General features: G+C 32.1%; 23 protein-coding genes. 11 read left to right on the top strand and 12 right to left on the bottom strand.

The window, feature by feature from the left end; all coding sequences use genetic code 11:
* The first annotated feature begins 18 nt into the window (after positions 1 to 18).
* The 3 genes from B2989_RS13520 to B2989_RS13510 all read left to right on the top strand — a co-directional run bounded on the left by B2989_RS13520 (position 19) and on the right by B2989_RS13510 (position 2,274).
* Positions 19 to 219, top strand: a complete 201-nt coding sequence (locus tag B2989_RS13520) for a hypothetical protein (protein ID WP_145001205.1) — start codon at positions 19 to 21, stop codon at positions 217 to 219.
* A gap of 4 nt (positions 220 to 223) precedes the next feature.
* Entirely contained in the window at positions 224 to 958 is a 735-nt protein-coding gene (locus tag B2989_RS13515) for a hypothetical protein (protein ID WP_292949395.1), read from the top strand.
* Positions 959 to 1,065: 107 nt separating this feature from the next.
* Positions 1,066 to 2,274, top strand: a complete 1,209-nt coding sequence (locus tag B2989_RS13510) for a peroxiredoxin family protein (RefSeq protein WP_292949392.1) — start codon at positions 1,066 to 1,068, stop codon at positions 2,272 to 2,274.
* A gap of 19 nt (positions 2,275 to 2,293) precedes the next feature.
* On the opposite strand, the gene B2989_RS13505 is transcribed toward B2989_RS13510, so the two are convergent.
* The 5 genes from B2989_RS13505 to recG all read right to left on the bottom strand — a co-directional run bounded on the left by B2989_RS13505 (position 2,294) and on the right by recG (position 8,203).
* Positions 2,294 to 3,214: a YeiH family protein gene (locus tag B2989_RS13505; protein ID WP_292949389.1), complete on the bottom strand. Its 921-nt coding sequence runs from the start codon at positions 3,212 to 3,214 to the stop codon at positions 2,294 to 2,296.
* A gap of 76 nt (positions 3,215 to 3,290) precedes the next feature.
* Positions 3,291 to 4,175 (bottom strand): LysR family transcriptional regulator, encoded by an 885-nt coding sequence (locus B2989_RS13500; protein ID WP_292949385.1) that lies wholly within the window; start codon positions 4,173 to 4,175, stop codon positions 3,291 to 3,293.
* A gap of 87 nt (positions 4,176 to 4,262) precedes the next feature.
* Positions 4,263 to 4,844, bottom strand: a complete 582-nt coding sequence (locus tag B2989_RS13495; RefSeq protein WP_292949382.1) for a tRNA-(ms[2]io[6]A)-hydroxylase — start codon at positions 4,842 to 4,844, stop codon at positions 4,263 to 4,265.
* Positions 4,845 to 5,020: 176 nt separating this feature from the next.
* Positions 5,021 to 6,097 carry a flavin monoamine oxidase family protein gene (locus tag B2989_RS13490; RefSeq protein ID WP_292949379.1) on the bottom strand — a complete coding sequence of 359 codons (1,077 nt, stop codon included), beginning with the start codon at positions 6,095 to 6,097 and terminating at the stop codon, positions 5,021 to 5,023.
* A 3-nt stretch (positions 6,098 to 6,100) separates the two neighbouring features.
* Positions 6,101 to 8,203: an ATP-dependent DNA helicase RecG gene (gene recG, locus B2989_RS13485; RefSeq protein WP_292949376.1), complete on the bottom strand. Its 2,103-nt coding sequence runs from the start codon at positions 8,201 to 8,203 to the stop codon at positions 6,101 to 6,103.
* A 765-nt stretch (positions 8,204 to 8,968) separates the two neighbouring features.
* On the opposite strand from recG, the gene B2989_RS13480 reads away from it, so the two are divergent.
* The gene (locus B2989_RS13480) at positions 8,969 to 10,969 is read left to right on the top strand and encodes a M1 family metallopeptidase (protein WP_292949373.1); all 2,001 of its coding nucleotides are present in this window, start codon (positions 8,969 to 8,971) and stop codon (positions 10,967 to 10,969) included.
* Between the two features lies 1 nt (position 10,970).
* Positions 10,971 to 11,888 carry a patatin-like phospholipase family protein gene (locus B2989_RS13475; RefSeq protein WP_145001223.1) on the top strand — a complete coding sequence of 306 codons (918 nt, stop codon included), beginning with the start codon at positions 10,971 to 10,973 and terminating at the stop codon, positions 11,886 to 11,888.
* Between the two features lie 72 nt (positions 11,889 to 11,960).
* On the opposite strand, the gene B2989_RS13470 is transcribed toward B2989_RS13475, so the two are convergent.
* On the bottom strand, positions 11,961 to 12,479 hold the full coding sequence (locus tag B2989_RS13470) for a hypothetical protein (RefSeq protein ID WP_145001225.1): 519 nt from the start codon (positions 12,477 to 12,479) through the stop codon (positions 11,961 to 11,963).
* Between the two features lie 154 nt (positions 12,480 to 12,633).
* Entirely contained in the window at positions 12,634 to 14,187 is a 1,554-nt protein-coding gene (locus B2989_RS13465; RefSeq protein ID WP_292949367.1) for an FMN-binding glutamate synthase family protein, read from the bottom strand.
* Positions 14,188 to 14,390: 203 nt separating this feature from the next.
* Here B2989_RS13465 and B2989_RS13460 point away from each other — a divergent pair, with 203 nt between their 5' ends.
* The 3 genes from B2989_RS13460 to B2989_RS13450 all read left to right on the top strand — a co-directional run bounded on the left by B2989_RS13460 (position 14,391) and on the right by B2989_RS13450 (position 19,010).
* Positions 14,391 to 15,959: a hypothetical protein gene (locus tag B2989_RS13460; protein ID WP_292949364.1), complete on the top strand. Its 1,569-nt coding sequence runs from the start codon at positions 14,391 to 14,393 to the stop codon at positions 15,957 to 15,959.
* A gap of 79 nt (positions 15,960 to 16,038) precedes the next feature.
* Positions 16,039 to 18,372, top strand: coding sequence for an ATP-dependent helicase (locus tag B2989_RS13455; protein ID WP_145001231.1), 2,334 nt, complete (start codon positions 16,039 to 16,041; stop codon positions 18,370 to 18,372).
* Between the two features lie 17 nt (positions 18,373 to 18,389).
* On the top strand, positions 18,390 to 19,010 hold the full coding sequence (locus B2989_RS13450) for an L-threonylcarbamoyladenylate synthase (RefSeq protein ID WP_145001233.1): 621 nt from the start codon (positions 18,390 to 18,392) through the stop codon (positions 19,008 to 19,010).
* Between the two features lie 135 nt (positions 19,011 to 19,145).
* Here B2989_RS13450 and B2989_RS13445 read toward each other — a convergent pair whose 3' ends face one another.
* The 3 genes from B2989_RS13445 to B2989_RS13435 all read right to left on the bottom strand — a co-directional run bounded on the left by B2989_RS13445 (position 19,146) and on the right by B2989_RS13435 (position 21,732).
* Positions 19,146 to 20,006, bottom strand: a complete 861-nt coding sequence (locus B2989_RS13445; protein ID WP_145001234.1) for an OmpA/MotB family protein — start codon at positions 20,004 to 20,006, stop codon at positions 19,146 to 19,148.
* Between the two features lie 240 nt (positions 20,007 to 20,246).
* A complete protein-coding gene (locus B2989_RS13440; RefSeq protein WP_292949361.1) occupies positions 20,247 to 21,230 on the bottom strand; it encodes a glycosyltransferase family 2 protein in 984 nt (327 codons plus the stop codon).
* Between the two features lie 52 nt (positions 21,231 to 21,282).
* A complete protein-coding gene (locus tag B2989_RS13435) occupies positions 21,283 to 21,732 on the bottom strand; it encodes a type I restriction enzyme HsdR N-terminal domain-containing protein (RefSeq protein WP_292949358.1) in 450 nt (149 codons plus the stop codon).
* 70 nt (positions 21,733 to 21,802) lie between these two features.
* Here B2989_RS13435 and holA point away from each other — a divergent pair, with 70 nt between their 5' ends.
* The 3 genes from holA (at position 21,803) to B2989_RS13420 (ending at position 23,924) form a co-directional block, all read left to right on the top strand.
* Entirely contained in the window at positions 21,803 to 22,807 is a 1,005-nt protein-coding gene (holA, locus tag B2989_RS13430; protein WP_145001239.1) for a DNA polymerase III subunit delta, read from the top strand.
* 27 nt (positions 22,808 to 22,834) lie between these two features.
* A complete protein-coding gene (locus tag B2989_RS13425; RefSeq protein ID WP_145001241.1) occupies positions 22,835 to 23,200 on the top strand; it encodes a cupin domain-containing protein in 366 nt (121 codons plus the stop codon).
* Between the two features lie 163 nt (positions 23,201 to 23,363).
* The gene (locus tag B2989_RS13420; RefSeq protein ID WP_292949354.1) at positions 23,364 to 23,924 is read left to right on the top strand and encodes a type 1 glutamine amidotransferase domain-containing protein; all 561 of its coding nucleotides are present in this window, start codon (positions 23,364 to 23,366) and stop codon (positions 23,922 to 23,924) included.
* Positions 23,925 to 23,990: 66 nt separating this feature from the next.
* On the opposite strand, the gene B2989_RS13415 is transcribed toward B2989_RS13420, so the two are convergent.
* Entirely contained in the window at positions 23,991 to 24,461 is a 471-nt protein-coding gene (locus B2989_RS13415; protein ID WP_145001245.1) for a hypothetical protein, read from the bottom strand.
* Positions 24,462 to 24,725, bottom strand: coding sequence for a DUF202 domain-containing protein (locus B2989_RS13410; RefSeq protein WP_292949351.1), 264 nt, complete (start codon positions 24,723 to 24,725; stop codon positions 24,462 to 24,464).
* Positions 24,726 to 24,875 lie beyond the last annotated feature (150 nt).

The following is a 24,875-nucleotide window of genomic DNA, read 5'->3' as shown; positions in this document are numbered from 1 at the left end:
CATTAAAACCATTAAAAGATGAAAACTATTTTTAAAATAGCATTACTTGTTGTGTTATTTTCAGTTGCTTCTTGCAGAGATTCTAAAAAGGACGATGCAGCAGTAAAAGCGACAGAGCAAATCGAAACTATTGAAGTTGAAACAGATAGTCTAGTAAACGATTTAGAGCTTGAGGCTGATGAACTAGAAAAAGAATTGAAAGAACTTGAAAACCTATAATAACATGAAGCATTTAAAAATAATACTAGTATGTACAGGACTATTTTTAGTAGGTAGTCAACAAACACTTACTGCGCAAATAGCTACTGAATCTGAATTAGTTAAAAAAACAGAGCAGAAAAAAGCAGAAATGAAAGCCCAAAAGGAGCAAATGAAAGCGCAGATTAATGACAAAAAAGAAGCGCATAAAGACAATTTGAAGGAGAAGCAAGGCGAGTTAAAAGAAAGGCATGCCAAAAAGGACGAAATGAAGGCTGAAATGCTAGAAGAAAAAGCCGACATGAAGGCTAAAATGGAAAATGCTACTGGTGAGGAGAAAGAAGTTTTAAAAGCTGAAATGAAAGAAAAAATGAGTGCTAAGCGTATGGATATGGCACAAAAAAGAGAAGAATTAAAAGCAAAACGTGAAGCGTTTGAAGGTGATAAAGAAGCCTATAAAGCAGAGCGTATTGAAGCTGTTAGATCTAGAATGACGTCATATGATAATAAAATAGATGCTAGCGACCAATTAGTAACTAAAGGTCAAGACAGATTAGCTGCTGCTAAAGCGCAATTAGAGCAGCAAAAAGCAGAAGGAACTATTACGGATGAGGAAGTTAGCAAACGTGAAGCTACTTTTAAAAGAATAGAGGAAAAGCTAAAAAAGCATGAAAATGCAATTGAAAGAACTAAAACTAGAATTCAAAATAATAAAGAAAAGTTAGTAGAACTTGAAAAAGTGGAAACTGCTGAAGAGTAATAGTTATAATATTTTATATTTTAAAAAGACATTGTTAACGCAATGTCTTTTTATTTGTAAGTATTTTGTTGTTATTTCGAATAATATTGTAAAAAAACATTTAAATCATGCGTCAACTTTTAGTTATCCTAGTACTTTTTAGTGTGTTATCTTGTCAAAATAATGATACCGAGTTTTTAACTTTTGGTACATATCGAGGCGAATTAAAAGTAAATGACACTAAAAAACTTCCGTTTATCTTTAACGTAAAAGATGCTAATGCATTAGAGATTTACAACGCAGAAGAGGTTATTACAGTGGATGAGATTGAATATAAAAATGATTCGGTTTACATTAAATTGCCAGTGTTTGAAGGATTATTAATTGCAAAAATTAAAGACCAAACCCTAAATGGTCGTTTTGTTGTTGAAGAAAAAGGACGTCAACAAGCTTTTACAGCATCAAAAAATGAAAGTAGATTTGATAATAACGCTAAAGCGGAAACTAATATTACAGGAGAATGGGAAACTGTTTTTAGTCCAAATACCGAAGCTGATAAGTACGTCGCTAAAGGGGTTTTTAAACAAAACGATAATATTGTAACAGGTACTTTTTTGACCGAAACTGGAGATTATCGTTATCTAGAAGGGATTGTTGATGGTAATCAATTACAATTATCAACGTTTGATGGTGCACATGCCTTTTTGTTTACCGGAACCGTTACAGATAGTACAATTAATGGACAGTTTTACTCTGGTAATCACTGGAAAGAGCCATTTACAGCTAAACGTAATGATAACTACCAATTAGCTAGTGCTAATAATTTAACTTATTTAAAAGAAGGGTATGACACCTTAGCATTTAGCTTTCCAGATACAGACGGTAAACAAGTATCTTTAAAAGATGATCGCTTTAAAAACAAAGTTGTGGTTGTACAGATTATGGGTACATGGTGTCCAAATTGTTTAGACGAAAGTAAATTTTATACACAATATTATAATGCAAATAAAGATAAAGACATTCAGTTTGTCGCATTAGCGTTTGAATATGCTAAAACCGAAGCTAAAGCCTATAGTTTTATAAACCGATTAAAGGATAGGTTAGATATTAACTACCCAATATTATTAGCGCAAACCGGATCAACGAGTAAAACTGCTGCTAACGACAAACTCCCTATGTTAAACCACGTATTAAGTTATCCAACGTCAATATTTATAGATAAAACTGGTAAAGTGCGTAAAATACATACAGGTTTTAATGGTCCAGCAACAGGAGACAAATACACAGAGTTTAAAACTGAGTTTAACGCCTTTATGGATATGTTGCTAACCGAATAAAACTTTTGGTTTAATAGGTCTATTTTAAAATATACCATAAAGAAAATAACGAAATAAATATCCATAAAACAACCGCTAGTGTGATAGGTTTTAAACCAGTAGCTTTAAGCTCTTTAATAGAAATTGTTGAGCCTACTATAAATAATGTTACAAGTAAAAGACGTTTTGATAGTGACACAATAAAGGTAGTAATGAAAGGTGGTAGTATTTGATAGCTATTTATAATTATTGCAAGTATAAATAAAATAATAAAGTAAGGAATTTTTAGTTTTCCTTGATTGGTTTTAAAAAATAACATCGAAAAAAAGGACAACGGAATAATCCAAAGCGTTCTAGATAGTTTTACTGTAGTCGCGATTCTTAAAGCTTCCTCTCCATAATTTAAAGCAGCTCCAACTACAGAGCTTGTATCGTGTATAGCAACAGCACACCATAACCCAAATTGTTCTTGTGTCAAGTTTAAAAAATGTCCTATCGTTGGAAACACAAACAAAGCCACAGCGTTTAGTAAAAACACAATGCCTAAAGCAAGACTAATCGTATTGCTTTTTGCTTTTATAATTGGCGCAATTGCAGCAATAGCACTACCTCCACAAATGGCTGTTCCAGAAGTAATAAGGTGACCAAGTTTTAAATCTATTTTTAAAATTTTTGTCAATATTATACCTAAAACTATGGTTAGTGTAATGGTGTAAAGTGTCAAGTTAAAGCTGGTTTTACTAGTCTCTAACGTTTCAAATAGATACATGCCAAAACCTAATCCTATAACAGATAGTTTTAAAAGATAGTGTATAAATTTATGGCTATGTTGCTTAAAAGGGTTCTTAAATATAATAGCAAATAAAAAACCTAATATCAACGCTAATGGACTGTTTATAAATCCCAATAGACATAAAGTTATTAATGTAAAGTAAACTATTTTGGATAATACATTTTTCATATCAAACAGATTTGTGTGATACAAAAATAGGTGTAGATAATAACTTTATAGCAATGTAAAAAGTTATTAGATATAACTAAAAGTTATAATTAAAACGTATTATTTTTTTAAAGTAATCAAAAGTATGAGATAGGTATCCTGTCCTTTTTACAAAGTAAAACCAGCGTTGAATATCCAAATCTTTAATATCTATAATTTTAAGTTTATTATTTTTTAAATCCTCTGTAATGGAGTGTATCGATAACAAGGCGTAATGATCAGAGTTTAATAAATAACTTTTAATAGCTTCAGTACTATTAAAGGATACGACACTATTTAGCTTACCAATATTATTTTTTAATAAAAAAGCATCGATAATTTCTTTTGTTCCTGATCCAGTTTCACGTTCAATCATAGGTAAGTCTTGTAACGTGTTTATATCAATACTACCTTTCGGGAAACTATAGTTTTTAGCATTTGTAACTAGTACAATTTCATCTTTTATAAACTTTTCAAAATGTAATTTGGGATTAGCGCTACTTCCTTCGGTGATTCCAAAGTCGATATCTTCATTTAGAATTAAATTTTCTATGGTTTCAGAATTATTACTGATGATATTAAATTTGGTTTCTGGGTATTGTGCCCTAAATTTAGCTATCGTTTTGGGTATGATGTAATTAGAAATTGTGGTGCTAACTCCAAACTGGATAAAGTCGGGAATGTTTTCTTTTTTAAGAAGAAATCGTTCATCCATTTCGGAATAAATAGTCAATATTTTATTAGCATAAATTAAAAAGGATTTACCTTCAGCAGTAAGTTCAATCGAATTTCTTTTTCTAATAAATAGAGTAGTTTTGTAGTCTTGCTCTAAGTTTTTTATGGCTTTTGAAATTGCAGGTTGGGATAAATAGAGTTGCTCTGCAGCCTTAGTGAAACTTAAGTGTTTAGCAACGATTTTAAATATATGTAGTTTAGTTTTCATTAATTTTTCACGTATATTTAAAATTGCTATTGCTGTTTATTTTTTTTTGCTTTTAGAAGATTTTACAATAAAGCTGATCAGTTTTAATTAGCCATGTATGCTTTCGCTTTTCCCGTAGCTTTTAATTAGTTCGCCTTCAAACTCAATCAATTCTTTCCAGCGTTTGTCAACATCAATGTCTTGACCATATTTTCTTGCAAAAGTGATAAATGTCGTATAATGTCCTGCTTCGCTGACCATCAAGTCATAGTAAAACTTAGATAGTTCTTCGTCGTTTATGCGTTCTGATAATAGTTTAAAACGCTCGCAACTACGCGCTTCAATCATAGCAGAAAACAGTAAGCGATCAACCATAGACTGTAGTCTGCTTCCGCCTTTATTCATAAATTTATAAAGCTCATTTACATAATGGTCTTTGCGCTCACGACCTAAAGTATAACCTCGTTTTTTTATAATTTCATGTACCATCTGGAAATGTTCCAATTCTTCTTTAGCTAATTCTAAAAGTTCTGTTACTAAGTCTACTTTTTCTGAGTTATGGGTAATAATAGTAATCGCGTTAGTGGCTGCTTTTTGCTCACACCAAGCGTGGTCTGTAAGTATTTCTTCTAAATTAGATTCTGCAATGGTAACCCAACGTGGATCGGTTTCTAGTTTTAGGTGTAGCATAATTGTAGTGCGCTTTTAGGTTTTGGCTTTGTGCTTATTAACGTTGCGCAAAGATAATTATATTTTATACTATTAAAGTAATGTCTTTTCATTTGGTTAATACCAAATTAGATTCTGTTGCATTACGTCACTTCGAGTGATTTGTGAAGCATGAGCAAATTGTATCGAGAAGTAATTCAATAGCTATTAATTTCCGCTTTAAGCGAATTAAAAACATGTATTGCACTACTAACAGCAGCTTCCATTTTACCAGAAAACACAGGGCTGGTTTCTGCTCCAGCAATAAAAAGTTTATTACCTAATAACCCATTTTTAAACACTGGATGTCCATTATTTTGTTGTGGCATTAAAAAGTTGTTGTCAGTAGTCGTTGTATGTTTTTCGTCTTTCCATACACACTCTTCGTAACTTAGATAATCTACTGCTTGATCGCCATAATAACTTTGTAATTGCTCTAAAGCAAGTTGTTTGCGTTCCTCTTTGCTTAAATCGCTTAAATTAGAGCTCATAAAGCCGCTTAAAGCATAAACTGATTGCTCAGCATTAGAATGGTCGTAAAACTCTTGCAAAGGTCCTGAATTGGCATAAATAGTTCCGCTGCTTTGTAGATGTTTCCAAAAAGGGGTTTTATAAGTAAAACCAGCTCTGATTGAGTTATGCATCCAAGTATGTGTGTTGGCTAAAACGTTTGTAAAAACGTCAGGTAATTTAGGAGTTACGCCAATGTTTTGATTAAACAGAGCAGGAGGTAAAGTGGATATTACAAACTTAGATACATAGGTTTGATTGTTGGTTTGTACTTCTAGTAAATTAGCTTTAAGCTGAATTGAAAGAACGCTTGTCTCAGTAATAACACTTGTATTTTTTAATTGTTTTGCAAGCGTTTCAATTAAGGTTTGTGTTCCGTTTTTGATGCGATAACTTACTGAATCATTATTGGGTAAAGACACCAGTTGCGGTTGTTTGTTTGGATCTGGTTGGTAAATAGCTGTGGATCCGTAAAATTGCTCAAAGACGTCAATATTAAGTGTTTTAAGTAATTGTAAGACATTGGTTTGTTGTGGGACAAGCCATGTTGCGCCTAAATCTATTGGAGCCTGATTGATATTGCGTTTAGTAATAATACGTCCACCAATACGCGTATTAGCTTCTAAAATAGTTGTTTTAATATTAAGGTCCTTAAGTAAAAAGGCTAGTGTCAAGCCAGTTAATCCTGCTCCAATAATAAGTACGTCAGTGTCTTGTTTAGTCATGTTTTAGCTAATGTAATTCCAAATGTTTTTATACTTACTCATTTGTCGGTAAGTTTCTAATATAATTGCATTTTCTGGACTACTTAAACTTGGGTCTTTTGTTAAAAGGTCTTTTGCCCAATAACGCGCGTGTTGTAAAATGTCGTTATCTTTTACAATATCTGCGATGCGTAAATTTAAGATTCCGCTTTGTTGTGTACCCATAATATCTCCTGGTCCACGAAGTCTTAAATCCACTTCTGCAATCTCAAAACCATCATTTGTACTAGTCATGGTTTGGATGCGAGTTTTACTATTTTCGGACAATTTATGACTGGTCATTAATATGCAATAACTTTGCTCTGCACCACGTCCAACACGACCTCTTAATTGGTGTAATTGTGACAGTCCAAAACGCTCTGCACTTTCAATTATCATGACCGAAGCATTGGGTACATTTACCCCAACTTCTATAACTGTAGTTGCAACCATAATTTGTGTTTCTCCTTTAACAAAACGTTGCATTTCAAACTCCTTATCTGCAGGTTTCATTTTGCCATGAACGATGGAAATTTGATACTCTGGCATCGGGAAATCTCGCGTCAAACTTTCGTATCCATCCATCAAATCTTTGTAGTCCATTTGGGCGTTTTCTTGGATCAAAGGATAGACGATATAGACCTGTCTTTTTTTAGCAATTTCGTCACGAATAAAACGGAAAACTTTTAGCCTGTTTGAGTCGTACCTATGGACTGTTTTTATGGGTTGTCTTCCAGGAGGTAATTCGTCAATTATGGAGATGTCTAAATCACCATAAACTGACATCGCTAAAGTCCTCGGAATTGGAGTTGCGGTCATGACCAAAACGTGAGGAGGAAGGGTGTTTTTTTTCCAAAGCTTAGCACGTTGCTTAACTCCAAATCGATGTTGCTCGTCAATAATTGCTAGTCCTAAATTTTTAAATTTAACCTTGTCTTCCAAAACTGCATGTGTGCCAATTAGTATGTCTAATTCGCCATTTTCTAACATTTTATGTATTTCTCTTCTTTCTGAAGTTTTACTTGAACCTGTAAGTTGTTTAATACTGATTTCTAAATCATTGCATAGTTCAATTAATCCATTATAGTGCTGTACTGACAAAATTTCAGTAGGTGCCATTAAGCAAGCTTGAAAACCGTTGTCAAGTGCCATTAACATTGACATTAAGGCGACAATAGTCTTTCCAGAGCCAACATCGCCTTGTAAAAGACGATTCATTTGGGCATTGCTACCTAAATCTGACCTAATTTCTTTAAGTACTCGTTTTTGTGCATTGGTTAATTCAAACGGTAAATGGTTTTTGAAAAACGTATTAAAATGTGTTCCGACGGTTGTAAATGGAAACCCTTTTATTTTAGTTTTATGAATTAAATTTTTGAGAATTAATTGTAATTGTATGTAAAATAACTCTTCAAATTTTAGTCTAAATTCGGCTTTAGAAAGTGCGTTTTGATCCTTCGGAAAATGAACATTTAAAAGGGCTTCAGATTTAGAAATTAATTTGTTTTCTGAGAGCAGTTTTTCGGACAAAGTTTCAACAAATCTACCCTTGGTTTCAAGGAATAAATTTTGCATGATTTTTGTCATCACGCGATTGCTAATTCCTCGGTTTGCTAATTTCTCAGTTGAAGGATAAATAGCTTGCATTGCACTTCGTAAATTAGCTTCGTGTTCTGACAATAATTCGATGTCAGGATGAGGCATATTATACTTATTTGCAAACAGGTTTGTTTTTCCAAAAATGACGTAAGTTGCATTTAATTTTAAACCTTCCTTAATCCATTTTTGACCTCTAAACCAAACCAATTCCATGGTGCCAGTTTCGTCCTTAAAAGTGGCAACTAATCGCTTGCCTCTTTTCTGAGCAATCTCTTCAAATTTTACAATTTTTCCAACAATTTGCACCTCTGCTGCATTGGGTAATAATTGGTTGATTTTGTAATATTTTGTACGATCCAAATATCTATTTGGAAACAGATTTATTAAATCCTGATAGGTATGAATACCCAACTCCTTGCGCAACAAATCTGCACGATTTGGTCCGACGCCTTTTAGGTAATCTATTGGAGTTTGTAAGTTAGTACTCATAGACAACGAAATTAATCTATTTTGATTTAAAGTGAAAGTTAAATTGATTTGCTTTGTGTGTTACAGTTATTGCGCATCGTCACTTCGAGTGATTTGTGAGGCACGAGCAAATTGTATCGAGAAGCTTCAAGAGTAAGGTTTGGTTCTCGATACACTTCTCCTAAGGTCGAAGCATTCGAACTGACGTAGTGTTAATTGGTTTGCGAGTTTTATTGCGCATCGTCACTTCGAGTGATTTGTAAGGTACGAGTAAATTGTATCGAGAAGCTTTAAGAGTAGATTGTGGTTCTCGATACACCTTTCCTGCGTCAAGGCACTCGAACTGAGGAGTTGTGCTTAGTATTATGCTATTATTATCACGTATCGTCACTTCGAGTGTTTTGTGAGGCACGAGCAAATTGTATCGAGAAGCATAAAGAGTAAGGTTTGGTTCTCGATACGCTTCTCCTAAGGTCGAAGCACTCGAACTGACGTAGTGTTAATTGGTTTGCGAGTTTTATTGCGTATCGTCACTTCGAGTGATTTGTGAGGCACGAGCAAATTGTATCGAGAAGCTTTAAGAGTAGATTGTGGTTCTCGATACACCTTTCCTGCGTCAAGGCACTCGAACTTACGAGTTGTGCTTAGTTTTATGCCAATTTTATTATGTATCGAGTTATAAAAAGGAGAATGAATTTTGTTTTCCCTTTAAGGAAATCAAAAGAAAGAGGAGTTAACACATCACAAAAAATTGTATTTTGGTCTAATCCTTGTTTAAATCTATTTATGAGATATCTTTTAGTGCTATTTATTACGTTTTTATGTCTTTCCGCGAAAGCGCAACAAACTGAATTTATCGATTTTATATCTATAAAAGCTGAGGTCGGTTTTGAAAAAGACAATACGGTTAAAGGGAAAGCTAAGTATATTTATAAAGTCTTGAAGCCTTTTGATTCTTTATTTATTGACGCTGTAAATATGGAAATCATTAATTTTTATGATGATCATTATGATCTTGATTTTGAGTATAACGGAAAACAAATTGTATATAAACCAACTTTTAAAGCTAATACGTATCATGAGTTAAATATCGAGTACACAGTAAAGCCTAAAAAAGCACTCTACTTTACAGAAAAAGAAGATTCAAATCAAATCTGGACGCAAGGTCAAGGTAAATATACCAGTCATTGGCTGCCAAGTATTGATGATATGAATGATAAAATTGAATTTGATTTATCAATCACATATCATAAGGATTATCAGGTTATTGCTAACGGTTTGTTAGTTGAAAAAAAAGTCAACGATTCAACTATTACTTGGCATTATGACATGCAAAAACCTATGTCAAGTTATCTTGTAGCATTAGCAATTGGAAAATATGATACACGCGTTATCACATCTAAAAGCGGAATACCAATCGAACTATATTACTATCCTGAAGATTCGTTAAAAGTAGAACCTACCTACCGTTACACCAAACAAATGTTTGATTTTTTAGAAGACGAAATTGGTGTGTCTTATCCTTGGCAAAATTATAAACAAGTACCAGTTAAAGACTTTTTGTATTCTGGTATGGAAAATACTAGTTGTACCATTTTTAGTGATGACTTTATGATTGATGACATTAGTTTTGTGGATAAAAATTACGTTAATGTTAATGCACATGAGCTAGCACATCAATGGTTTGGAGATTTAGTAACAGAAACCTCTGGAACGCACCATTGGTTACAAGAGGGATTTGCGACGTATTACGCATTATTAGCAGAGCGTGATGTATTTGGAGATGATTATTACTATTGGCGACTTTATGAGTACGCAGAGGAGCTAATGGAGCAGCAAAAAGCAGGAGAAGGTACGATGTTATTGGATCCAAAATCTAGTAGCACGACGTTTTATAAAAAAGGTGCTTGGGTTTTACATATGTTACGTGAGCGAGTAGGTGATAAGGCATTTAAAAAAGCTGTTAAAAGTTATTTGAATACGTATGCTTTTAAAAATGTGGAGACTGAAAATTTTATTGTTGAAGTTGAAAAAGCTTCGGGACAGGATTTGACAGACTTTGTTGATCTTTGGTTAAAGTCTAAGCTATTGCCATATGATGTTATGATTGAGGAATTAAAATCGGTTTCGGATGCTGTAAATGGATATTTGCAAATTGATTGTGAGGCGTATTCTTCTAAATGTTCGGACTATTTAACATCTTATTTATTTGATAACGCTAAGATTAAGGTGGTTAGTCAAATGCCAAATAAGATTCAGGCTAAGGATTTTGAAAATTCGGTTAAAGTAAGGCAAGCTATTGCACAACATGTTCGCAAAATTCCGTTGGCATTACAATCGGAGTACGAATCTTTGTTACAAGATAAATCCTATACAACTATTGAGGCTGCACTGTATAACCTCTGGGCTAATTTTCCGCGAAAGCGAAACCTGTATTTAGACCAAACTAAAAAGGTTTACGGTTTTAATAATTATAATGTTAGAGTATTATGGTTAGCGCTAGCTATTGCGACTCCTGATTATGAGTCTAATAATACTGAAGCTTTTTATAATGAATTAGTGCAATACACAGATTCTAAAAACAGTTTTACATTAAGGCAAAACGCATTTGATACTTTGGCTAGTTTAGGTTTGTTTAATGAAAAAGCTTTGGTTAATTTAATAGAGGCTTCAAAACATTATAATTGGAGATTTAAAAGTTTTGCTAAACAACTTTTAGAATTGTTATCTGAAAATGAAAAATATAAATCTATAATTAGTAATTTGCAGGATAACCAAAAACAATAATTTGAAAGCATTAGTTATATCTGGAGGAGGAAGTAAAGGTGCATTTGCAGGTGGCGTTGCGCAACATTTAATAGAGCAGGAAGGTAAAAAGTACGATATGTTTTTGGGTACGTCTACTGGAAGTTTGTTGATTCCGCATTTAGCGACCGGAAACATTGGAAAGCTTTATGATATTTACACGCATGTTAATCAGAATTCTATTTTTAGTATAAATCCATTTGTGATTAAGAAAAAAGGAGACAGAGAATATGTATCGATTAACTATTTTAATACTGCTTTACAATTTATAAAAAGAAAACGAACCTTTGGCGAAAGTAAAAACTTAAAAAAACATATCAAGGAGCATTTTACTAAAGCCGAATATGATATTATCAAAGCCACTAAAGAAGATGTGGTTGTTACGGTTACAAACCTATCTAAAAACAGAGTAGAATATAAGTCTATTAACGATTACAGCTACGAGGAGTTTTGCGAGTGGGTTTGGATATCCTGTAATTATATACCGTTTATGTCATTGGCTATAAAAGATGGTTTTGAGTATGCAGATGGTGGCTTAGGTTGTGTAATACCAATTAGGGAAGCTATTTTACGTGGTGCAACAGAAGTTGATGCTATTGTTTTAGAAAGTGAAAACTTAGAATACAATAAGGTGTTGGGTAAAAACCCGTTCTCGTTAATGATAAACTTGTTTGGTCACTTATTGGATCAAGTAGAAAAGGGAGATATTGCAATTGGTAAACTAGCAGCAAAACACAGAAATGTAAAGTTAAACTTATACTACACACCAACTAAGTTAACAGAAAACTCATTGATTTTTAATAAAAAATTAATGGAAGAGTGGTGGTTGCAAGGGTATTTATACGCGCAAGGTAAATATGATAATCATGATGAGTATAGCTCTACAGTGCCAATACCTTAAATAGTAAATTAATAATTACGCATAAAAAAAAGCCTTATCAATTGATAAGGCTTTTTTTTATTTTTAAATTGGTTACCAGATTTCTCCAACTTCCTTTTTAATATAATGTAAACCAGCATTACTTGGTGCAGGCTTGTCAATCATTTCGCTTAAAATGGTTTCTCTAAGCTTGCTTGCAGAGTCTATTTTATCACTCATTCCTGCTTTTCTTATTAATTGTATGGTTGCACTTTTTGATGCATTTACAATAGTCCAACAGTCATTGCTTAAATAGATTTGTTGTGATAGGTTATGTTCAAATTCTTGTTCGATGTTTTTTATCAATAAATCCTCGTAAGCTTGCTTGTCTGAAGATACAGGTGCCACACGTAACAAAAGTTTGTTTGGAGAGATACGTTCTAAAAACAGTGTGATACGCTCATAAGCCTGTAATCTAACAGGTAAAGACTCTTTACTTAAGGTTTTAACAATATTAAATTTACGACGCTCTTCTTCGTTTTGCATATGTTCTCTAAAAAACAGATAGGCAATTGCTCCTGTAATTATAGAAGGGACTGTATACATTAGTAAGTTTAAAAGCTGTTGTTCCATGGGATAAATTTTAGTTAAGTAACAAACTTAATATGTTTTAAACTATTGTACAAGTAAACTGATAATGTAATAGTAAGAAGTGCTACTTGTTTGTATGGCGTTTTAAATAGAAATAAAAAAAAAGAGGTTTCGATTGAAACCCCTTTAAAGCATTTTAAGCCTTTCCGCCTAGATAACGACAGTCTTTTAAGCTTTGTATTCCGTTAAACGGAACCACAGTTTTTTTGTAACCATATGTGCTGTCTAGCTCTTTAGATAAGTTGTGGTCATCCACATTAACTTCAATATCTGTCATTTTAAATTGGCATGGATGCTCATAACCTGCAGCATGAGTGATTTCGATAAATTCTTTTCTAAAGGTTTTAAAATATTGTGCTAAACGTTCTGATTTTAACGTTGGATCAATTCCGTTTTGCAACCACTTATTTTGTGTTGCGACACCACTTGGACAGGTATTGGTATGACAAACTTGTGCTTGGATACAACCAATACTCATCATGGCTTCTCTAGCAACATTTATACAATCTGCTCCCATAGCAAATGCCATAGCAGCTTTAGCAGGAAAACCTAATTTACCACTACCAATAAATACAATACGCTCGCTTAATCCTTTACTTTGAAACAATTTATATAAATCTCCAAAACCATAAACCCAAGGTAAGCTAACATGATCTGCAAAACTTGGTGGAGCAGCACCTGTACCACCTTCGCCACCATCAACAGTAATAAAATCTGGACCTTTACCAGTTTTTACCATGATATCAGCTAATTCTTCCCATTGTTCTAATTTACCAATAGCAGCTTTAATACCAACAGGTAATCCAGTTTTATCAGCAATAGCTTCTATAAAGTCCACTAATTCTGGGACATTATTAAACGCTTTGTGGTTAGGAGGTGATAATACATCTTTACCAACTTCAACACCTCTGATTTCAGCAATTTGAGGTGTGATTTTTGCACCTGGTAAAACACCACCTTTTCCTGGTTTAGCACCTTGTGATAATTTTACTTCAATAGCTTTAATAAAAGGATTGTCTTCGACTAATTTTACCATTTTATCCATGGAGAATCCACCATCCGCAGCACGTACACCAAAGTATCCTGTGCCAAAATGAAACACAACGTCTCCACCATGACTGTGGTAAGGAGACAAACCACCTTCTCCAGTATTATGGTAAGCTCCAGCAATTTTTACACCTTTGTTTAAAGATTCAACCGCTTTCGCGGAAAGCGAGCCAAAACTCATCGCAGATACATTAATGACAGAACCTGGTCTAAAAGGTTTTTTACGTTTATTATATTCGCCCATAACTTTAGCACAAGGTAAAAACGACATGTCTGCTGCGTGTGGATGATTAGCTTCTACCTTATAAGGCATCATTGCGTTATTAATAAATATATGTTGATGTGCGTATATATCTCTGTCTGTACCAAAACCTTCGTAGTTATTTTCTTTTTTTGCAGACGCATAAATCCAACCACGTTCAATACGATTAAAAGGAAGCTCCTCTCGGTTATTAGCTACAAGATATTGTCTTAATTCTGGTCCAATTTTTTCTAACATATACCTAAAATGTCCAACAATTGGAAAATTATGACTTATCGTATGCTTTTTTTGAACAATGTCTCTAATAGCTATTATAACTAATACTATTATAATCCAAAGCCACCAAGAAATGTTTGAAATCAGGTTTGTTAATGTATCCATGTTTTAAAATCGGTTTTTTTCAAAAGTAACGAATATCTCTATTTTTAGTTACTATTTATCTTACAAATAAATCATAATATTTTTTTGATTTATGAGTAATCTTTGAAGTGTTTGTCTAATTAACTGATAGTTTAATCAATTAAGTTTTCTTAAAGATTTTTAAAAATTGAGGTACTTAAGATTGTTAGTTTTATCTTTATAGTATGAGCATAAAAAGAAAAAAAATAGTAATTGGATTTGTTGCCTTTATAGGTTTGGTAATACTATCGTTAGTAATAGCAAATACTATAGCTAAAAATAAACTTAAAAACTATATCGTTAATTTACCAGAGCATATATCTTTATTGTATGACGATTTAGATGTTAGTCTTTTACAGGGTAATATTACCTTAAAATCCCCTTTGCTAACAGTCAAAGGAAAAACGACAAATCAAATTAATGCTCAGGTTAAATTAAGTAGTTTATCTATTAAAGATTTTAGTTATTGGAACTATTTATTTAATGACAATTTAAAGTTTGATCACTTAAATTTTGATACTCCAAAAGTAACTTATTACCACAACCCATTGGCTGATACAGATCAAGGCAGTGCGTCTGTTTTTAAAAACATAAAAAAAACAATTTACATTAAAAATCTTAGCGTTAATAAGGCTTCAGTTGAGGTTTTTAATGTCAAAAATGATTCCGTTTTATTAAGCACAAACAATCTTGATTTTACAATGTCACAGATTATTGTTGATAATAATTTAGCGTCTTCAAAGCTTTTCGATTTTAAATATAGCACTTTAAGCACTAATAATTTAAAATATCAGATAAGCAAATTTGAAAACTTAAGTGTTGATAAATTAAAAATAGATAATACTATAATGACTTTATCTGGATTTAGTTTAAAAACAAAATATGATAAGGTGGCATTATCAAACGTGATCACCACAGAGCGTGATCACTTTGAATTAGCAACTCCAGAAATACGTATTGAAAATTATGATTTTAAGTTTGATAATACCAAATTATCGGGATTTAGCACAGATAAAATTACCTTTACAAAACCTGATTTAACAATTTACAGAGATAAGTTAGTTGCGGACGACTTAACACAAAAAGACCTATATAGTACAATGCTAAGGTCGCTTAATGTTAAATTAGATATTAAACATATAAATATTGTGGAAGGTAAAATTGTTTACCAAGAAAAAGTTAATCAAGATAAAACAGCAGGTCAGCTTACTTTTAGTGACTTTAATGCAAGCTTAGACCACATAAGTAACACTAAATTAAATCCTAAAAAAACAGAAATTAAAATAGATTGTAACTTTATGCAAAGTACACCACTTAAGGTGGATTGGTCGTTTGATGTTAATGATCCTAATGATGGCTTTGTTTTTAAAGCAAATTTAGGAGACTTACAAGCAGACCATTTAAACCAATTTATGCAACCTAATTTAAATTTAAAATTAGAAGGTAATTTAATGCAAACACTGTTTACAATAGATGGAAATGCTACAACCTCTAATGTGGATTTAAAAACAAAGTACACTAATTTTGATATTATTTTACTTAAAGAAAACGGTAACGAAAAAAATAAAATACTATCCAAAATAATAAACATTTTTGTTTCAAAGGATAGCAAAGACGCTAAAGATAACTTTAGAAACAGCAATACTAAAACAGTAGAACGCGACAATACTAAATCAATATTTAATTTTGTTTGGAAAAATGCTCAAGCAGGTTTAATCTCTGCTATGGCAGGTGACGGTAAAAAAGATGATTGATTGTTTATAATTAATAACAAATCTTTAGAGTAAAAACAGAGGGTTTGGTTAATTTTGCTTTTTTAAAAAAGAATAAAAATTGGAGAAATATTTAAGTCAGTTAAACGAAGCACAATACGCGCCAACAGTTCAAAAAGAAGGACCTATGATAATTATCGCAGGTGCAGGTTCTGGAAAAACACGTGTGCTAACCTATAGAATAGCCTATTTAATGAATCAAGGTGTAGACTCTTTCAACATCTTAGCATTAACCTTTACAAACAAAGCAGCCAAAGAAATGAAAGGCAGAATAGCCGAAATTGTAGGTGCAAGTGAGGCTAAAAACTTGTGGATGGGAACTTTTCACTCGGTTTTTGCAAAAATATTACGTTTTGAAGGTCACCATTTAGGTTATCCAAGTAATTTTACTATTTATGATACTCAAGATTCTCAAAAATTAATGGGTAGTATAATTAGAGAAATGGGTTTAGACAAAGACTTGTATAAAACCAAGCAGGTATACAGCAGGATTTCTTCTTACAAAAATAGTTTAATTACAGTCAAGGCATATTTTAATAATCCAGAATTAATGGAAGCTGATGCTATGGCTAGGCGTCCAAAAATGGGAGAAATCTATCAAGCTTATGTGGAGCGTTGCTTTAAAGCAGGAGCAATGGATTTTGATGATTTATTACTTCGTACTAACGAGCTGTTAACGCGTTTTCCTTCAGTTTTAGCGCAATATCAAGATAAGTTTAGATATATATTAGTGGATGAGTACCAAGATACAAACCACAGTCAATATTTAATTGTACGTGCTTTAGCAGATCGTTTTCAAAACATTTGTGTGGTAGGTGATGATGCACAAAGTATTTACGCCTTTAGAGGAGCAAACATTAGTAACATCTTAAATTTCCAAAAGGATTATGAAGATGTAAAAATGTACCGATTAGAACAAAATTACCGTTCTACAAAAAATATAGTAGGAGCAGCAAACTCTGTAATAGAGCATAACCAAACTAAATTAGATAAAATAGTTTGGACTGCAAATGTGGATGGACCTAAAGTGCAAGTGCATCGCAGTTTAACAGATGGTGACGAAGGTCGTTTTGTGGCTAGTGCCATTTGGGAGACAAAAATGACAGACCATGTGCCAAATAGTGATTTTGCGATTTTATATCGTACCAATTCACAATCACGTGCAATGGAGGAAGCTTTGCGTAAAAGAAGTATTCCGTATCGTATATATGGTGGTTTGTCTTTTTATCAAAGAAAAGAAATTAAAGATGTTACAGCATATTTACGTTTGATTTTAAATCCATCTGATGAAGAGGCCTTAAAACGTGTTATCAATTATCCTGCACGTGGTATTGGTCAAACAACCATAGATAGATTAATGGTTGCAGCTAATGAGTCTGGTAAAACTATTTTTGGATTATTGGAAAACATTGATAGTACAGATATAAATATAAATGGAGGTACAAAAAATAAGCTAAAAGACTTTGTCACGCTTATTAAAAGTTATCAGGTAATGAATCAAACAGCAAATGCTTTTGATTTAGCAGAGTATGTAACTAAAACTAGTGGTTTAATAAAAGAGTTTAATAAAGACAATACTCCAGAAGGTGTCACGCGTTTAGAGAATGTCGAAGAATTATTAAATGGTATAAAGGATTTTGTCGAAGGACAAATGGAAATTGCAGACTCTAAAGATGATTTAGCCGAGTTTTTAGAAGATATCGCATTAGCAACCGATCTTGATGGAGACAAAGGAGATCCAGATCATGTAGCGTTAATGACTATTCACTCTTCAAAAGGATTAGAGTTTAGTAATGTCTTTATCGTTGGTTTGGAAGAAGACTTGTTTCCAAGTGCAATGAGTATGAATACAAGAAGCGAGCTTGAAGAAGAGCGTCGTTTATTCTATGTAGCTTTAACCAGAGCAGAGAAAAAAGCATATCTAACCTATGCGTTATCGCGTTATCGTTGGGGAAAATTAGTAGACTCAGAACCAAGTAGATTTATTGAAGAAATTGACGATCAATTTTTAGACATTATAACACCAATAGAAGAGCGTCGCATTAATCCAATGCTGTCTGCAGATATCTTTGGCGATACACCACCTAATAAAGTAAGATTTAAAAAACCAATGCAACCTAAATTGAAGAAGAAAGACAAATCTAAGCCAGTAAATTTTGAAATTAGCGCTCCTAAAAAACTTAAAAAGGCTTCAGAAGTTAAGCCTTCAGCAGAAGCAAATCTGTTTGATGGAGATTTAGCAGTAGGTAATCGCGTTAAACATTTAAAATTTGGTAGAGGTGATGTTTTAAGTATCGAAGGTAAAGGTGGAGATGTTAAAGCTGAAATTGATTTTGAATTTGGAGGAAAGAAAAAGCTTTTACTACGTTTTGCAAAATTAGAGCTTATAGGATAATATTTAAAAAATTTATTATGGCAGACTTTATCAGAATTTATGAAGAAAATCCAAATCCTAAGGAAATTAAAAAGGTAGTAAACATCCTTAAAAAAGGAGGTCTTATTATTTATCCCACAGATACGGTATATGGTTTAGGCTGCGATATTACTAACTCAAAAGCTTTAGAGCGTATCGCTAGGATTAAAGGTGTAAAGTTAGAAAAAGCTAATTTTTCTTTTATTTGTCATGACCTTAGTAATTTATCAGATTATGTAAAGCAAATTGATAGTACAACTTTTAAAATATTAAAACGTGCTTTGCCAGGACCATACACTTTTATTTTACCAGGATCCAAAACGTTGCCAGCAGCTTTTAAAAAGAAAAAGGAGGTAGGTATAAGAGTGCCAAATAACGCTATCGCATTAGAGATTGTTAAGGCATTAGGTAATCCAATTGTGTCCACATCAATCAGAGATGATGACACAATTTTAGAGTATACCACAGATCCTGAATTGATTTTAGAAAAATGGGATAACCTAGTAGATTTAGTTATTGATGGTGGTTATGGAGGTAACCAAGGATCAACAATTATTGATTTGTCAGGTGAACAACCTGAAATAATAAGGGAAGGAAAAGGTAGTATTGAGATTTTTTAGAGCATATTTTTAATAATTCAGACTATTAACTCTTTTAATACTATCGATTTTCAAACTCATGATTTTTAAACGATAAGATTTTAAACAAAAAAAGCCCAACCGAAAGGTTGGGCTTTTTTATTCTAATAAAAAGAATTAGTTCTCTTTAGATAAACTTTTCATTTCAGTTTCAATCATTTCGTAAAACTGATCAATCTTAGGTAAGATGTAAATCTTAGTTCTTCTGTTGATTGCTCTGTTTTCTGCCGTATCATTTGATACTAAAGGTAAATGATCACCACGTCCAGCTGCAATTAATTGTTGAGGTTTAACACCTAAGTCTTGTAAAGCTCTAACAATAGCTGTACTACGCTTAACACTTAAATCCCAGTTGTCAACTAATACACCACCTTTGTTGTATGGTACGTTATCTGTATGACCTTCTACCATTGCTTCAAAGTTTGGCTTTCCATTAATAACTGTTGCTACTTTTCCTAAGATTTCATTAGCTCTAGTTGTAATGTTATAGCTTCCACTCTTAAATAATAACTTGTCTGATAAAGAGATAAAAACAACGCTTTTTTCAACATTGATTTCGATGTCTGGATCGTTTAATCCAACTTCTTTCTTTAAACTAGTTACTAAAGCTAGTGTTACACTATCTTTTTTAGTTAAAGCATCTTGTAATCTTGTAATTCTTAAGTCTTTTTCTTTTAAGCTTTCTAAAGATTTTTCAACGTTTTTAGCGCCTTGAGCGGTTAACATTGTCATATCTTTTGTGCTTTCAATCAATGCAAGATTATTTGCTTTCATGTCTGCTAAACGAGCTTGTAATTCTGCTAAACGCGCTGCAGATGCTGCTTCGTCAGCTAAACAAGAGTTAAGTTTAACAGTTGCTGTGTTTAATAAATCCTGTGTTTCTTTTTGTTTTGCTTCTAATGCAGCAAATTCTTTTTTAGACACACAAGAGCTTAATAATAGTAGTGCACCTGCACTAAATAAAAGGATTTTTTTCATAATTTTTAAATGATAAATTAAATTTATACACACCAAAAGTATAAATAATTAAAATGTTAAAATACGCTTTAACAAAACTTTTGCTAAAACTAAAAGCAAATAAGGTTTAAAACTGACGGTTAAAATTTAATATAATAATTAAAATATTTAATCAGCTAATAATCAGCATTTTGTTTGGATAAGTAAAGCGTAAATAAAATATCGTTTAGTTTTTAATTATTCTATTTTTTTAATAAAAACTTACTTGATAAAGGTTTTTTTATTTAAAACAAAATAGTTGTAAACTATTGATTTTGTCTGGTAATAGCCAGTTTTTTGCGAGATTGCTTTTCGTTTTTTTAGTAGCTTAGGTAAATGTTTGTAAAAAGATACATGTGCTTTTAAAATTGCTATTAAATGGTTAGGCTTAAATTCTATTAAAAATTTTAAGGCAGCAATACCATCAAGTACTAATCTTACAAAAATTAATAATGCAATATATCCTTTGGCGTTTTTAGTTAAAGTAAACAAACTGTTTCTAAAATTTAGATAGGTTTTTTTTGGACTACTTGCGTTTAAGGTTGCTCCACCAACGTGATACACAGTACTATTATTAATGTATTTGGTTAAATAACCCTTGTTAAACGCTCTCCAACATAAATCAATTTCTTCCATATGGGCAAAATAGGATTCGTCAAATCCTTGTAAAGCCTTAAATGTAGATTGTCTAATAAATAAGCAAGCACCTGATGCCCAAAAAATGGTTTCGTTTTGGTACTGATTGGTATCAACTTCAATTGTATTAAAAATACGACCTCTACAATATGGATAGCCATATTTATCTATATAACCTCCAGCAGCTCCAGCGTATTCAAACTTTTCTTTGCTTTTGTAATCTAAAATTTTAGGTTGTATAATGGCTGTTTCAGGTTGCTCTTTAAATGTTTTTAAAATAGGGACTAACCAATTAGGCGTAACTTCAATATCGCTATTTAATAAGCAATAAATATCTTCTTTAACAAAAGGTAAAGCATCATTATAGCCTTTTACATAGCCTCCATTTTCTGAGTTTTGAATAATTATAACCTCAGGATAGTTTGTTTTAATAAATGTTACAGAATTATCAGTTGACGCATTATCAGCCACATAAATGGTTGCATCTTTAGAGTATGCAATAACAGATGGTAAAAATTGCTCAAGCAATGCGCTTCCATTCCAGTTTAATATAACGACTGCTATTTTCAAATTTTTTAAAGGCGTTTTGGTTTTTTTATTTATGCTTTAGACTAAACAAAAACTAGTGTTCTTGATAATCTGGTATGTCTTTTAAAAAGTGATACTGTTCTGCTTTAAAATCCATACTGCAATAATAGTGATTAATACCATTTGTTACCATCAAATAGGTTGCATTTAATGCCAAATTATAACGTGCTATTTGGTCAAAAGTGTTTTGTTTGATTTCTATTTTAGGCGCTTTACATTCTACAATTAAATGTATGCTTCCGTCAGTATTAAAAATAACAATGTCATAACGCTTTTTTAAATCGTTGACTTTTAGTTCTTTTTCGACATTAATCAAAGAGATTGGATATTTTTTAACTTCTATTAAGTAATGTACACAATGTTGTCTTACCCATTCTTCAGGTTGTAAGACCATAAATCTTTTACGTATAACATCAAAAATAGATACTTTATTTTCGTTATTTTTGAATCGAAACACAAACTTTGGAAAGTTTAACTCTTGCATTTAATGGTATTCGGTTTTTTTCAAAGTTAAACTTCAAAAGTCAAAAACCAAATTTTTAAATTTTTTTCCTTTGGACGAAGTCAAACAGTTAGTTACTGATATAAAAAATAAGCAGCTTAAACCTATCTATTTATTAATGGGTGAGGAGGCTTATTACATTGATAAAATCTCAGATTACATCGAAAAAACCGTTTTAACGGAAGAGGAGCGAGGCTTTAACCAAATGGTGTTATATGGTCGTGATATTAGCGTGGACGATATTGTAAGTAATGCTAAGCGTTACCCTATGATGGCAGATCGTCAAGTGGTGATTGTTAAAGAAGCTCAAGATTTATCTAGGACAATTGATCAATTAGCAGATTATGCCAAAAACCCACAACCTACAACGGTTTTAGTTATTTGTTATAAATACAAATCTGTAGACAAACGTAAAGCGGTTTACAAAGCTATTAAAAAGTCAGGTCAAGTTTTTGAAAGTAAAAAGCTTTACGAAAACCAAGTACCAGATTGGATAAGTCGTGTGTTGTCACCAAAAGGCTATTCTATAACTCCAAAAGCATCACAAATGTTAGTGGAGTTTTTAGGTACAGATTTGAGTAAATTAAGTAATGAGTTAAACAAACTACAAATAGTCTTACCAAGAGACACACAGATTACTCCTGACCATATCGAAGAAAATATAGGTATTAGTAAAGACTATAATAACTTTGAGTTACGTAAAGCTATTGGTGCAAAAAATACTGCTCAGGCTTTTAAAATTGTCCATTATTTTGCAGAAAACCCAAAGGATAATCCAATGGTCTTAACTGTATCTTTATTGTTTAGCTTTTTTTCTCAATTATTGCATTTACATGGAATGTCTGATAAAAACCCTCGAAGTGTAGCCTCTGCATTGCGTGTTAACCCATATTTTGTAAACGAATATATAGAGGCTTCACGCAATTATCCAATGCGAAAAGTTAGTCAAGTTATTGCTATTTTACGCGAGTTTGATGGTAAAAGTAAAGGTGTTGATAGTAATGCTGTGCCACAAGGTGATTTGCTTAAAGAGATGTTAGTTAAGATTATGTACTAACATTTATTTAAAACTTTAAAAAACATCATGAAACCATATTATATAATCGCAATAGTGCTTTTAAGCTTTTCTTGTAAGACTGTACAAACACTTCCAGATCCATTAGCAGCAGGTTGGGAAGGACATAAAGTGTGCAAAGTATTACAAGACACAAAAAAACAGCGCATATTAAAATGTACGTTTCCACCTAATGTTGGTCATGAGAAGCACTATCATAAACCACATTTTGGTTATACCTTAGCAGGAAGCACTTTTCAAATAACAGATGCTACAGGTACACGTACTATTCCTGTAAAAACAGGAGTGACTTGGTCTAAATCTGAAATTAGCCAGCATCAAGTACTAAATGTTGGAGATAGTACTGCAATATATTTAATTATAGAACCCAAATAGTTAATTTTTTTAACGAAGCTAAATGGGTTTTAACACTTCCATATTATTATTTAACACTTGATATTAAATCGAAGTTAAACAGGTTTTGTAATTCGTCTAAGGCTATTAATTATAGTACTTTAGAGGTAAATCGAATTATTAATAACAAAAACCAAAAAATAAAATGGAAAACTTAGAGAGAAAGAAAGTTGCAATTTTAGCAACCAATGGATTTGAAGAAAGTGAATTAAAAGAACCAATGAATGCTTTAAAAGAAGCAGGAGCAGATGTACATATCGTCTCTGAAAAATCAGGACAAATAAAAGGTTGGGCAGACGGAAACTGGAGTAACAGTTATGAAGTAGATAAGACCTTAGATCAAGTGTCTCAAGACGATTATAATGCACTAGTATTACCAGGAGGAGTCATTAATCCTGATACTTTAAGAAGAAATGAAGATGCAATTAGATTTATTAAATCGTTTTTTGCTAATAAAAAACCAGTAGCAGCTATTTGCCATGCACCTTGGTTGTTAGCTGAAGCAGGTGTATTGCAAGGACGTAAAGTAACATCATTTAGCTCTATTAAAAGAGATTTAGTAAATGCAGGAGCCATGTGGGAAGATAGCGAAGTAGTGGTAGATGAAGGATTAGTCACAAGTCGTAATCCAAACGATTTGCCAGCTTTTAATAAAAAATTAATAGAAGAAGTTTACGAGGGTAAACACAATATGCAAACTGCATAATCTATTTACAGATTGAATATAAAAGCCAACCGTTAAGGTTGGCTTTTTTTATGTTTTAATTTTAAACTACATATCTTCTAATTCAGTAGTATAATCGTATTGTAAATCTTCATGTAATGCTAATATTTTTTTAGTAATCGCCTCAATGTTTCGGTCATACAGATTAGTTAAGGTTGTGTTTCTAGAAATAGACGGTTTCATTGTTTTTAACTTTTTGCAAAAGTACAGCAGTAATTCAACTTCAGTTTCTTTATTAAGCGAGTATCTAATATATTTTTTCGTGTTTCGTAAAATCTTTCTAACACTCTTTTTTATATAAAAAAAGCTATCTGTATTTATTAGTTCAAATTGTTCGTCTATTTCAGCTTTGACGGTTTCAATATAACCAGCTTCACTATCTGCTTCAAATAATAAATAGGTAAGCAGCTCTTTGTTTTCTTTTTTAAAACGTGATAATCTTAAACATAGTTCTGCCAATTCTTCGTTGGTTTTATGTTTTAACTCTTTTCGGATCGTAACAACAGATACAGCTTTCATTTAAATTCTATAGTGTTTTTTTATAGTGCGTTTGACTACATACAGGCGTACAATACCTATTATTAAAATAATAGGAGCTATTGCTATTAATATGATACCATACGTTTTTAAATCTGCTAGTAAATCTAATTTAAGTATAGTAATTCCTGTACCTAAAATAACTAAAAAAGTTCTAAAATAAGCCAAAAAAGTACGTTCGTTGGCTAATTTGGTACGCTCAATAGCTAGCCAATCGCGTGTTGTTAAATCGGTTTGTTCTATCATAATTTTTAAATAGATTTTAAAGGTATAAAAAAAGGAGTCATTTACTCTAGCTAATGCCTATTGTCTGCATAATTTCATTTATATATTTTATTTTTTGCAATTTAACGACTTGTTAATAATACTTTAAGTCTGGTTTAACACTGTTTAGTC

The sequence above is a fragment of the Olleya sp. UBA1516 genome (assembly GCF_002323495.1).
GTDB lineage: Bacteria > Bacteroidota > Bacteroidia > Flavobacteriales > Flavobacteriaceae > Olleya.
The sequence above is the reverse complement of the archived record's forward strand: the minus strand, read 5'-3'. Positions and strand labels throughout refer to the sequence as shown.

Coding starts and splice junctions, on each gene's coding strand:
- B2989_RS13520 (WP_145001205.1), top strand. CDS start 19: ATGAAAACTATTTTTAAAATAGCATTACTTGTTGTGTTATTTTCAGTT.
- B2989_RS13515 (WP_292949395.1), top strand. CDS start 224: ATGAAGCATTTAAAAATAATACTAGTATGTACAGGACTATTTTTAGTA.
- B2989_RS13510 (WP_292949392.1), top strand. CDS start 1,066: ATGCGTCAACTTTTAGTTATCCTAGTACTTTTTAGTGTGTTATCTTGT.
- B2989_RS13505 (WP_292949389.1), bottom strand. CDS start 3,214: ATGAAAAATGTATTATCCAAAATAGTTTACTTTACATTAATAACTTTA.
- B2989_RS13500 (WP_292949385.1), bottom strand. CDS start 4,175: ATGAAAACTAAACTACATATATTTAAAATCGTTGCTAAACACTTAAGT.
- B2989_RS13495 (WP_292949382.1), bottom strand. CDS start 4,844: ATGCTACACCTAAAACTAGAAACCGATCCACGTTGGGTTACCATTGCA.
- B2989_RS13490 (WP_292949379.1), bottom strand. CDS start 6,097: ATGACTAAACAAGACACTGACGTACTTATTATTGGAGCAGGATTAACT.
- recG (WP_292949376.1), bottom strand. CDS start 8,203: ATGAGTACTAACTTACAAACTCCAATAGATTACCTAAAAGGCGTCGGA.
- B2989_RS13480 (WP_292949373.1), top strand. CDS start 8,969: ATGAGATATCTTTTAGTGCTATTTATTACGTTTTTATGTCTTTCCGCG.
- B2989_RS13470 (WP_145001225.1), bottom strand. CDS start 12,479: ATGGAACAACAGCTTTTAAACTTACTAATGTATACAGTCCCTTCTATA.
- B2989_RS13465 (WP_292949367.1), bottom strand. CDS start 14,187: ATGGATACATTAACAAACCTGATTTCAAACATTTCTTGGTGGCTTTGG.
- B2989_RS13460 (WP_292949364.1), top strand. CDS start 14,391: ATGAGCATAAAAAGAAAAAAAATAGTAATTGGATTTGTTGCCTTTATA.
- B2989_RS13450 (WP_145001233.1), top strand. CDS start 18,390: ATGGCAGACTTTATCAGAATTTATGAAGAAAATCCAAATCCTAAGGAA.
- B2989_RS13445 (WP_145001234.1), bottom strand. CDS start 20,006: ATGAAAAAAATCCTTTTATTTAGTGCAGGTGCACTACTATTATTAAGC.
- B2989_RS13435 (WP_292949358.1), bottom strand. CDS start 21,732: ATGCAAGAGTTAAACTTTCCAAAGTTTGTGTTTCGATTCAAAAATAAC.
- B2989_RS13425 (WP_145001241.1), top strand. CDS start 22,835: ATGAAACCATATTATATAATCGCAATAGTGCTTTTAAGCTTTTCTTGT.
- B2989_RS13420 (WP_292949354.1), top strand. CDS start 23,364: ATGGAAAACTTAGAGAGAAAGAAAGTTGCAATTTTAGCAACCAATGGA.
- B2989_RS13415 (WP_145001245.1), bottom strand. CDS start 24,461: ATGAAAGCTGTATCTGTTGTTACGATCCGAAAAGAGTTAAAACATAAA.
- B2989_RS13410 (WP_292949351.1), bottom strand. CDS start 24,725: ATGATAGAACAAACCGATTTAACAACACGCGATTGGCTAGCTATTGAG.